The 9,702-nt window shown below is 70.6% G+C and carries 10 protein-coding genes and 1 pseudogene; 9 read left to right on the forward strand and 2 right to left on the reverse strand.

Translation table 11 applies throughout. The features are described from left to right. The first annotated feature begins 59 nt into the window (after positions 1 to 59). Positions 60 to 998, forward strand: a complete 939-nt coding sequence (locus tag DI005_RS32985; protein ID WP_228713934.1) for a DMT family transporter — start codon at positions 60 to 62, stop codon at positions 996 to 998. Further along, entirely contained in the window at positions 904 to 2,280 is a 1,377-nt protein-coding gene (locus DI005_RS32990; protein WP_113644690.1) for a pyridoxal-dependent decarboxylase, read from the forward strand. Before DI005_RS32985 ends, DI005_RS32990 begins: the two co-directional genes overlap by 95 nt. Here DI005_RS32990 and bluB read toward each other — a convergent pair. Continuing rightward, positions 2,178 to 2,909 (reverse strand): 5,6-dimethylbenzimidazole synthase, encoded by a 732-nt coding sequence (bluB, locus tag DI005_RS32995; protein ID WP_233520403.1) that lies wholly within the window; start codon positions 2,907 to 2,909, stop codon positions 2,178 to 2,180. The genes DI005_RS32990 and bluB overlap by 103 nt on opposite strands. Then, on the reverse strand, positions 2,906 to 3,424 hold the full coding sequence (locus DI005_RS33000; RefSeq protein WP_112268885.1) for an ATP-binding protein: 519 nt from the start codon (positions 3,422 to 3,424) through the stop codon (positions 2,906 to 2,908). Before DI005_RS33000 ends, bluB begins: the two co-directional genes overlap by 4 nt. Positions 3,425 to 3,759: 335 nt before the next feature. Between DI005_RS33000 and DI005_RS33005 the strand changes: the two genes are divergently transcribed. From DI005_RS33005 to DI005_RS33035, 7 genes and pseudogenes are all read left to right on the forward strand, one after another. Beyond that, the gene (locus tag DI005_RS33005; RefSeq protein WP_112268887.1) at positions 3,760 to 5,049 is read left to right on the forward strand and encodes a sensor histidine kinase KdpD; all 1,290 of its coding nucleotides are present in this window, start codon (positions 3,760 to 3,762) and stop codon (positions 5,047 to 5,049) included. Beyond that, positions 5,046 to 5,489, forward strand: a complete 444-nt coding sequence (locus DI005_RS33010) for a roadblock/LC7 domain-containing protein (RefSeq protein ID WP_168213907.1) — start codon at positions 5,046 to 5,048, stop codon at positions 5,487 to 5,489. The genes DI005_RS33005 and DI005_RS33010 overlap by 4 nt, the downstream gene beginning before the upstream one ends. Before the next feature lie 58 nt (positions 5,490 to 5,547). Beyond that, positions 5,548 to 5,889, forward strand: coding sequence for a DUF742 domain-containing protein (locus tag DI005_RS33015; RefSeq protein WP_112269582.1), 342 nt, complete (start codon positions 5,548 to 5,550; stop codon positions 5,887 to 5,889). Continuing rightward, on the forward strand, positions 5,864 to 6,511 hold the full coding sequence (locus DI005_RS33020; protein ID WP_113644691.1) for an ATP/GTP-binding protein: 648 nt from the start codon (positions 5,864 to 5,866) through the stop codon (positions 6,509 to 6,511). Before DI005_RS33015 ends, DI005_RS33020 begins: the two co-directional genes overlap by 26 nt. After that, entirely contained in the window at positions 6,504 to 7,736 is a 1,233-nt protein-coding gene (locus DI005_RS33025; RefSeq protein ID WP_113644692.1) for a styrene monooxygenase/indole monooxygenase family protein, read from the forward strand. Before DI005_RS33020 ends, DI005_RS33025 begins: the two co-directional genes overlap by 8 nt. A gap of 52 nt (positions 7,737 to 7,788) precedes the next feature. Continuing rightward, positions 7,789 to 9,021, forward strand: a complete 1,233-nt coding sequence (locus DI005_RS33030; RefSeq protein ID WP_113644693.1) for a styrene monooxygenase/indole monooxygenase family protein — start codon at positions 7,789 to 7,791, stop codon at positions 9,019 to 9,021. A 358-nt stretch (positions 9,022 to 9,379) separates the two neighbouring features. Next, positions 9,380 to 9,702: pseudogene (locus tag DI005_RS33035) on the forward strand (IS1380 family transposase); the annotation flags it as partial.

Here is a 9,702-nt window from a genome sequence, read left to right on the forward strand (position 1 = left end):
ATAACCCGAGCTGGATCGGCATTTCACAGCCGTCCTCGCGGTGCCTAGCTTCGGATGGCGTGACCCGGTCCTCCACCACCTCCGTGGCGCTCGTGCTCGGCGGCGCGCTGTCGCTGCAGTTCGGCTCCGCGCTCGCCGCCCTGCTGTTCCCCCGCGCCGGTGCGTTCGGCGTCGTGACTCTGCGGCTCTGCTTCGCCGCGGTGCTGCTGCTGGCCGTCTGCCGCCCGCGGCTGCGCGGCCACTCACGCCGGGACTGGGCGCTCGTCGCCGCGTTCGGGCTCACGCTCGCCGGCCTGAACACCCTGTTCTACCAGGCGATCGAGCGCATCCCGCTCGGTGCGACGGTGACGCTGGAAGTGCTCGGCCCGCTGGTGCTTTCGGTCGCGGCGTCGCGGCGCATGCTCAGCGTCGTGTGGGCGGCCCTCGCGCTCGCCGGCGTGGGGCTGCTCGGCCGGGGCGGGCTCACCGACCTCGACGGCGCCGGCGTCGCGTTCGCGCTCGCCGCCGGGGTGCTGTGGGCGTGCTACATAGTCCTCAGCGCGCGGGTGGGCAGGCGGTTCGCGCGGGCCGACGGGCTGGCGCTGGCCCTCGGCATCGGGGCGGTGGTGAGCCTGCCGTCCGGCCTGGTGAGCGCGGGCCCCGCGTTGCTCGACCCGGTCACTCTCGGCCTCGGCGCCGTGGTGGCGCTGCTGTCCTCGATGCTGCCGTACACGCTGGAGCTGCTGGCCCTGCGCAGGCTCGCCGCGGCGACGTTCGCGGTGCTGATGAGCCTCGGGCCGGCGATCGCGGCGCTCGCCGGGTTCCTCGTGCTGGACCAGGGCCTCGCGCCGGCCCAGCTCGTCGGCATCGCGCTCGTCGTCGGAGCGAGCGCCGGAGCCGTGAGCATGCGTAGAGTCCAGCGACATGGAGCAGACGTGGGAGTTGCTCGGGGAGGCGGCGGCGACGGCGATCCGCTACCGGGAGACGTTGTCCGGCCGGCCGGTCGCGGGACCGGTTGACCCCGCCGCGATCCGGGAGGCGTTCGGCGGCGAGCTGCCGTCGGAGCCCTGTCCGCCGGGACAGGTGCTCGAGGAGCTGCGCCGCGCCGCCGAGGGCGGGCTCGTGGCCACGACGGGGCCGAGGTTCTTCGGCTTCGTCACCGGCGGTTCCCTGCCCTCGGCGACGGCGGCCGACATCCTCGCCGTGGGCTGGGACCAGTGTGCGGGCCTGACGGTCGCCTCGCCCGCCGCCGCGGCGGCCGAACAGTGCGCGGGGGAGTGGCTCAAGGCCCTGCTGGGCCTGCCCGCCTCGGCGTCGGTCGGCTTCGTGATCGGCGGGCAGGCGGCGAACACGGTCGGCCTGGCCGCCGCGCGGCACCACCTCTGCGCCGAGGCGGGCTGGGACGTCGAGCGCGACGGGCTCGCGGGCGCGCCACCGGTCCGCGTCGTGGCGAGCGCCGAGCGGCACGCGACGATCGACCGGTCGCTGCGGCTGCTCGGGTTCGGCACCGCCGCCGTCGAGGAGGTGCCCGCCGGCCGCGACGGCGCGATCGACACAAGTGCGCTCGCGGAGGTGCTGGCACGCGGCGGGCCCGCGATCGTGTGCCTGCAGGCGGGCAACGTCAACACGGGAGCGTGCGACGACCTGCGCACGGCGTGCTCGCTCGTGCGTGACCACAGTGGATGGTCCCATGTGGACGGTGCGTTCGGGCTCTGGGCCGCCGCGAGCCCGCGAACGGCCGCGCTCGTCGACGGCATCGAGCTGGCGGACTCGTGGGCGACCGACGGGCACAAGTGGCTCAACGTCCCCTACGACTCGGGGTTCGCCTTCTGCGCGAGGCCGGACGTGCACACCGCCGCCGTGTCCTACACCGCGCCCTACCTCGTCACCGAGGGCGGCACCATGGGCCCCGCCGACTACACGCTGGAGTCGTCGCGCAGGGCCCGCGGCTTCGCGGTGTGGGCGGCGCTGCGGGAGCTGGGCCGCGACGGCGTCGCGGAGCTCGTGGACCGGTGCTGCCTGCTCGCGAGGCGGTTCGCCGCCGCGCTCGCCGAGGGCGGCGCGGAGATCGGCAACGACGTGGTGCTGAACCAGGTGCTCGTGCGCTTCGACGACGACGCGCGCACCGACCGCGTGGTGGACGGCGTGCAGCGCGAGGGCACGTGCTGGCTGGGCGGCACCACCTGGCGTGGCAGGCGCTACCTGCGCGTGTCCGTGTCGAACTGGTCGACCACCGAGGCCGACGTCGACCGCTCGGCCGAGGCGATCCTGCGGGTGGCGGCGTCGGCCTCCTCGGGGTAGCGCTCGGCGTGCACCACCGCCTCCAGCGGAAGGCGGTCGCGCCAGCCGTGCCGTTCGAGGTCGGGGACCTCGGCCAGCCGCGTCACCGGGCCAAGGCACAGCCACGCGACGGGCCGCACCCGGTCCGGCATGCCGAGGAGGTCGCGCAGGAACGGCTCGCGGTAGAAGCTCACCCAGCCGACGCCGAGGCCCTCGGCGGTCGCCGCGAGCCACAGGTTCTGGATCGCCAGGCACACCGAGTACAGCCCCGCGTCGGCGATCGCGTGCCTGCCGAGCACGGCGGGGGAGCCGCGTTCCGGGTCGTAGGCGACGACCACCGACAGCGTCGACTCGAGAATGCCCTCGACCTTGATGCGCGAGAACGTCTCCGCGCGCTCACCGGTCAGCTCGTCCGCGAACACCGCCCGCTCGGCCAGCACGTGGTCGCGGAACCGTTGCCGCGTCGCGAGATCGCGCACGAGCACGAAGTCCCACGGCTGGCTCATGCCCACGCTCGGCGCCGCGTGCGCGGCGGCGAGGATCCGGTGCAGCACCGCGTCGTCCACCGGCTCGCCGGTGAACTCGGCGCGGACGTCGCGGCGCCGGTGCAGCACGTCGTAGAACGCCTCGCCGGGCGGGAGCCGGCTCACCAGTCGTTGCGCTTGAGGCCGACCAGCACGCGGTCGACCAGTGCGGGATCGGGACCGCCCGGCCGCGGCGGTTCGGGCGGCAGGTCGGCGCCCGCGAGCGGCGAGCGTCGCTCGTCCCGCCTCGGCAGTCGCACGCCCGAGGCCGACATCCCGCCCGGCAACGGGATCTCGCACCACACGAGCTTCCCCCTGCCGTCGATGGGCACCGCGCCCGTCTGCCTGCCGTCCACCGTGGGCGCGCGGTCGTGCATGCGCGCGAGCTGGTCGTCCTCCACCTCGATGACCAGGCAGTCGCCCGCCAGCCGCAGCCGCAGCGTCACGAAGCCAGGCGCGCGCGGGTCCGTGGTGTCGATGACGGCCTGCACGAGTCTGCGTGCCGCTCTCGTGACGTCGTCGCGCATGGCGGGCAGCGACCACTCGGTGAGCGAGAAGCGAACGAAGAGGTCGCTGCAGTTGAGGGCGCTGGGCAGTGCGACGAGCCGGAGATCGTCCACCTGCGTGGTCTGGGAGTTCACTCAGGATCCTTCCACGGTCGCGTGCCACTCGAGCTGCAAGCTGCTCCCGGAGGCCCGTATCTTGCCAAGGCCCGAACCCGGTTGTCGACGCAGGGTGGTGTTGCCCGGTCACATAACGCGACTACGACATCCGGGTGAGGAACGGGGGCTTTCGGTACCGACCGTGACGGCCGCGCGCATCGCCCGAGGCCAGCGGCGGAGCGGGGTTTCACTGCCAGCGACGAAACGGGGACCGGTTGTGGACAAGCACCGCGGTGTCTGCTTGCATAGCGTCCGTTGGCCATCGGGGGTGGCCGATCCACAGGGCCCGTACGCGACGAGAAAGTAGTGGATGCATGGCGAGGCGGGCGAGAGCGCGAGAATTCCTGGATCGCTCACGTGTGCTGCTCGACCGTTCCCGGGTGGCGGCGGCACAGTTTCTCGATCCACCGCGGTACCTCTCGGAAAGACCGGCGCTGGAGGCCGCTCCGGCGGCGCCACAGCACGATCAGCCCGACATCCGGGACGGCGCACCCGAGACAGCACTGGTCGACATCTGCGCGAGCATCGCGCTGCGTGACCTCAACCTCGTGGACTCCCTGCTCTCCCAGCTGGAGGAGATGGAGACCAAGGAGGACAACCACGACCGCCTGAGCCAGCTGTACCGGCTCGACCACCTCGCGACGCGGTTGCGGCGCAACGCGGAGAACCTGCGTGTGCTGGCCGGCCGGGACGCGAGCGAGACGTCCTCGGAGACGTCGTCGTTGGTCGACACGGTGCGCGCGGCGATGTCGTCGATCGACCAGTACTCCCGGATCACCATCGGGCGCATCGTCTCCCTCGGCGTGGTCGGCTTCGCGGCCGAGGACCTCAGCAGGCTGCTGGCGGAGCTGCTCGACAACGCCGCGAACCAGTCGCCGCCGAACTCGCCGGTGCGGGTCAGCGCGCACCTGACGGAACAGGGCAGCGTGCTCGTCCGCATCGAGGACGAGGGCATCGGCCTCCCGCCGGAGCGGTTGCGCGAGCTCAACGACCGGCTCTCGCACGCGCCGGTGCTCGACGACGACGCCGTGCGGCACATGGGACTCGCCGTGGTGCGCAGGCTCGCGGGCAGGCACGACATGCGCGTGACGCTCGACCGCCGCGTCCCCCACGGCACCACCGCAACCGTGCTGCTGCCCGCGAGCCTCGTGTCGGAGCTGCCCGAGGCGACGTGGTCGGGCACCCAGACCGTGATCTTCGCGCAGGGTGGCCGAAACCACTCCACGCCGCAGGACCAGCCAGAGCCGGTGCCGTCGGCCGTGCTCACCGAGGAGCCCGGCGCGATCTCCGGCGAGCTTCCCCGGCGCGGGGCGCACCGCAACGACACGCCGTCGCCGCGGCCCCGGCACGTGCCGTCGTCGCCGGTCGTCGGCGGCACCACCGCCAGCGGGCTGCCCCGGCGCGTGTCGCGCAGCCTCAAGAACCCCTCGGGGGAGAAGGACGTCACGCCGGCCGCATCGCCGGCCGACGACGCCGAGTCGATCGAGGCCGGTCACGACCAGCTGCTCGCCGACCTCGGCGCGTTCTCCGACGGGGAGCAGGCGGCCCGGGACGAGCAGCGCAGCAGTGACGAAGCCGACCCGAGTTCTGAAGGAAAGCAGTGACAGCCGACATCGACAGCTCCCAGGGCCAGAACTTCTCGTGGCTGATCAACGACTTCGTCCGCAAGGTCCACGGTGTCACGCACGCGTTGATCATGTCGGCCGACGGCTTCCCGTTGACGGCCTCGGAGGCGGTGAGCAACGAGGACGCGGAGCAGCTCGCCGCGATCGCGAGCGGCCTGCTGAGCCTCGCCCGCAACAGCGCGACGCTGTTCGACAAGGGCACGTGTGAGCAGATCATCATCCGGCTCACCCACGGCTACTTCCTGTTCATGGGCATCGGTTCCGGAGCCGGCCTCGCCGTGCTCACCGGCCCCGACTGCGACATGAAGGTCGTCGCGTACGAGATGACACAGTTCGTGCGGAACGCCGGCCACGCGCTGACCCCCGAGATCCGTGCCGATCTGCGACGCGTGCTGACCGCCCGGCGGGCGCAGGCGTGACCCGGGCGAGGAAGTGATCACTGTGTCCACAGAGAACGGATCCGCGCACCACAAGAAGATGCGCAGCAAGCGGATCCGCCCTTACGCGCTGACCGGGGGTAGAACGAAGGCCCGGTACGACCTGCTGGTCGAGACGCTGATCTCGGTGCCGCACTACGACCCGAGCCTGAGTGACTCGCTGATGCCGGAGTCACGCATGCTGTACGAGCGTGCGCGCACGCGTGTGTCCATCGCCGAGCTGTCGGTCCTGCTCACGATCCCGCTCGGTGTCGTGCGGGTCCTCGTGAGCGACCTCGCGGCGCAGGGTGCGATCTACATCCACCCGACGGCACACGCCTACCAGCACGACCGGAACGTACTCGAGAGGATCCTCGATGGACTCAAGCGGCTACCGGTCTGAGGCGGCGGCCGTGGCCTCGGACACCGACGCCGACGCCGGGCTGCTCACGGTTTCCGCGAAGATCGTGATCGCCGGTGGTTTCGGGGTCGGCAAGACGACGTTCGTCGGCTCGGTCTCCGAGGTTCCGCCGCTCAACACCGAGGCCTGGATGACCGAGGCAGGCACCGGCGTCGACGACCTGCCGCCCGACGGCACGAAGTCGACCACCACGGTGGCGATGGACTTCGGCCGCATCACGCTGCACTCGGACCTGCTGCTGTACCTGTTCGGCACGCCGGGGCAGGCTCGGTTCTGGTTTCTGTGGGACGACCTCTCGCGCGGCGCGCTCGGCGCGATCGTGCTGGTGGACACCCGGCGGATCGACCAGTCGTTCGCGGCCATCAACTACTTCGAGAACGACTCGGACCTGCCGTTCATCGTCGCGGTCAACCGCTTCGACGGCACCATCGAGCACGACCTGGACGAGGTCGGGGACGCCCTCGCCCTCGACCCGTCGGTCCCGCTGATCACCTGTGACGCTCGCGATCCGGCGTCCACCGCGGAGGCGTTGCGTGCGCTGGTCACGTATACGTTGTCGCTGGCGGAACTGACGGAACCGGGAAGGGTAAGAGCACATGCCTAAGGTCCTCGTGGTCGGCGCGGGTCAGTCCGGCCTGCAACTCGCGCTGAGCCTGCGGGAGCACGATTACGACGTCACGGTGATGTCGGCGCGCACGCCGGACGAGATCCGCAAGGGCCGGGTCATGTCCACGCAGTGCATGTTCCACGACTCGCTCGAGCACGAGCGCAAGTACGGCCTGAACCTGTGGGAGGAGCAGACCGTCAAGGTCGAGGGGCTCGGCGTGTCCATCGCGGGCCCCGACTCGAGCCGGGTGCTGGACTGGGTCGGGCGGCTGGACGACTACGCGCAGTCGGTGGACCAGCGCGTGAAGATGGCCGGCTGGCTGGAGCTGTTCGAGCAGCGTGGCGGCAAGCTCGTGATCCACGGGGTCACCACGGCCGACCTGGACAAGCTCGCCGGGATGTACGACCTCGTCGTGGTCGCGGCGGGCAAGGGCGAGCTCGTGGAGCTCTTCGACCGCGACCCGTCGCGCTCGCCGTACACGACGCCGCAGCGCGCGCTGTCGGTCGCCTACGTGCACGGCATGACGCCGAGGCCGGAACACCCGGACTTCTCCGCGGTGCGGTTCAACATCATCCCCGGGGTCGGGGAGCTGTTCGTCATCCCCGGCTACACGTTGAGCGGGAACTGCGAGATCCTGTTCTTCGAGGGCATCCCCGGCGGTCCGCTGGACTGCTGGCAGGACCGGCCCGGGCCCCAGGAGCACTTCGAGCGGTTCCTCGGTCTCGTCCAGAAGTACCTGCCGTGGGAGTACGAGCGCTGCGCGAACGCGGAGCTCACCGATCCGAAGGCGACGCTCGCCGGCGGGTACACCCCGGTGGTGCGGCACCCGGTCGGCGAGCTGCCGTCGGGCAACGCCGTGCTCGGCATCGCCGACGTGGTGGTGGCCAACGACCCGATCACCGGCCAGGGCTCCAACAACGCCGCCAAGTGCGCGGCGGTGTACCTCGAGCGGATCCTGGAGCGGGGCGACAAGCCGTTCGACCGTGAGTGGATGCAGGGCACGTTCGACCGCTACTGGGACTACGCCCAGCACGTGACACAGTGGACGAACGCGATGCTGCAGCCGCCGCCCCCGCACGTACTAGAGATCATCGGAGCCGCTGGCCAGATCCCCGCCGTGGCAAAGCGGTTCGCGAACGGCTTCACGGATCCGTCCGACTTCCAGCACTGGTTCCTCGACCCGGAGAAGGCCGCCGCGTACCTGGCGAGCGTCTCGGGCTGAGGGACGGGGACGGGCGACGGGACAACAGAACACTGGGAGGGTTCGCGTCTCGATGCGCAAGATTCTGATTGTCGGCTCGGGACAGTCGGGGCTGCAGCTGGCGCTCACGCTGCGGCAGCACGGATACGACGTCACGATGATGTCGGCGCGGACTCCTGACGAGATCCGGGCAGGCCGGGTGTTGTCCACCCAGTGTATGTTCCACGACGCCCTGACGATCGAGCGGTCGCACGGGCTCAACCTCTGGGACGACAAGGCTCCGGCGATCACCCATCAGGGTCTTTCGCTCGCGGGTCCCGATGGCAACCGCCTCCTCAACTGGGAGGGCGAGTGGGTGGGGCCCGCGCAGTCGGTGGACCAGCGCGTGAAGATGGCCGAGTGGCTCGAGCTGTTCGAGGAGCGGGGCGGCAAGGTCGTCGTCCACGGCGTCACCACGGCCGACCTGAACGCGCTCGCCCGCATGTACGAGCTCACGATCGTCGCGGCGGGCAAGGGTGAGCTCGTGCAGCTCTTCGACCGCGACAACGAGCGCTCGCGGTACACCCGGCCGCAGCGGGCACTGTCGGTGTCCTATGTGCACGGTGCCGGACAGCGGCCGGAGCGGCCCCCCGGCTCCATCGACGTGTGGATGAACAACTCGCCTGGCACCGGGGAGAACATCAACATCCCCGGCTACACCCTCAGCGGCGCGTGCGACATCGTCTTCATGGCCGGCATCCCCGGCGGCGACTTCGACTGCTTCCGCGACCAGCCCGGCTCGCAGGAGGTGTGGCGGCGCCAGCTCGAGAACATGCGGAAGCACTTCCCGTGGGAGTACGAACGGTTCCGCGACGCGGAGCTCACCGACGAGCGGGGCACGCTCGTGGGCGGCTACACGCCGATCGTGCGCAACCCCGTCGGCGAGCTCCCATCGGGCCAGATCGTGCTCGGCATGGCCGACGTGGTGGTGGCCAACGACCCGATCACCGGGCAGGGTTCCAACAACGCCGCGCGGTGCGCTCAGTACTACCTCGAGGGAATCCTGTCGCGCGGTGACCGGCCGTTCGACGCGGACTGGATGCGGCAGACCTTCGAGTCCTACTGGGACCACGCGCAGTGGGTAACCAAGTTCACCAACACCATGCTCGAACCGCCGCCCGAGCACGTCCAGCAGGTCCTCGGCATCGCACAGGAGAACCAGGCGGTCGCCGACCGGTTCGCCAACGGCATGAACAACCCGGCCGACCTCGCGGAGTGGTTCTTCGAGCCGGAGAAGCTGCAGCGGTACCTGGCAAGCCTCAACTAGCGGCAAGCGCCGTGCAGTGAAGGCCACCTTCACTGCGTTGAACCTGGATCCGCTGAAGGTGGGGTGGTTGTTGGCCGTGTTGTAGGCGGGCAGATGCCCTCTGACTTGGGATGATTGGTCTTGCGACAGTACCGATCAACTCTGAGTGAGAGGGCATCTGCTGGATGCGATCGTCTCATACGGCGGGCGCGGTGTCCGCGTTGTTCGATGATGGGAATCTTGTGTCGGACGCGGGGCTGGTGGCCTTGGTGCGGCTGGGGGAGCGTGTCGGGTTGCCCGCGTTGGCGGATGAGCTGGTCCGGTTGGGGGTAGCGCGGGCGCGAAGCCCGCCGCGAAGATCACCACGATCGTGGCGGGCATGGCGTCCGGCGCGGACTCGATCTCTGATCTTGACCGGTTGCGGTCGGGGGCGATGGGCAGGTTGTTCACCGATGTCCGGGCCGCCTCGACGATCGGGACGTTCCTGCGGTGGTTCACGCCCGGGCATGTGGCGCAGTTGGAAAAGCTGGGCGGCGAGGTGTTGCGGCGGCTGACCGAGCACACGCCGCTGTTGCCCGGAGCGGACCGGTTGGCGTTTCTGGACCTGGATTCCAAGATCACCCGCGTGTTCGGCCGGGGCAAGGAAGGCGCGGCTTACGGCTACACCGGGCAGTGGGGCCTGAATTTCCTGGCGGGCACGCT

Origin of the sequence: Prauserella sp. PE36 (assembly GCF_003311655.1) — a bacterium.
Lineage (GTDB): Bacteria > Actinomycetota > Actinomycetes > Mycobacteriales > Pseudonocardiaceae > Prauserella_A > Prauserella_A endophytica.

Coding starts and splice junctions, on each gene's coding strand:
- DI005_RS32990 (WP_113644690.1), top strand. CDS start 904: ATGGAGCAGACGTGGGAGTTGCTCGGGGAGGCGGCGGCGACGGCGATC.
- DI005_RS33005 (WP_112268887.1), top strand. CDS start 3,760: ATGGCGAGGCGGGCGAGAGCGCGAGAATTCCTGGATCGCTCACGTGTG.
- DI005_RS33015 (WP_112269582.1), top strand. CDS start 5,548: ATGCGCAGCAAGCGGATCCGCCCTTACGCGCTGACCGGGGGTAGAACG.
- DI005_RS33020 (WP_113644691.1), top strand. CDS start 5,864: ATGGACTCAAGCGGCTACCGGTCTGAGGCGGCGGCCGTGGCCTCGGAC.
- DI005_RS33025 (WP_113644692.1), top strand. CDS start 6,504: ATGCCTAAGGTCCTCGTGGTCGGCGCGGGTCAGTCCGGCCTGCAACTC.
- DI005_RS33030 (WP_113644693.1), top strand. CDS start 7,789: ATGCGCAAGATTCTGATTGTCGGCTCGGGACAGTCGGGGCTGCAGCTG.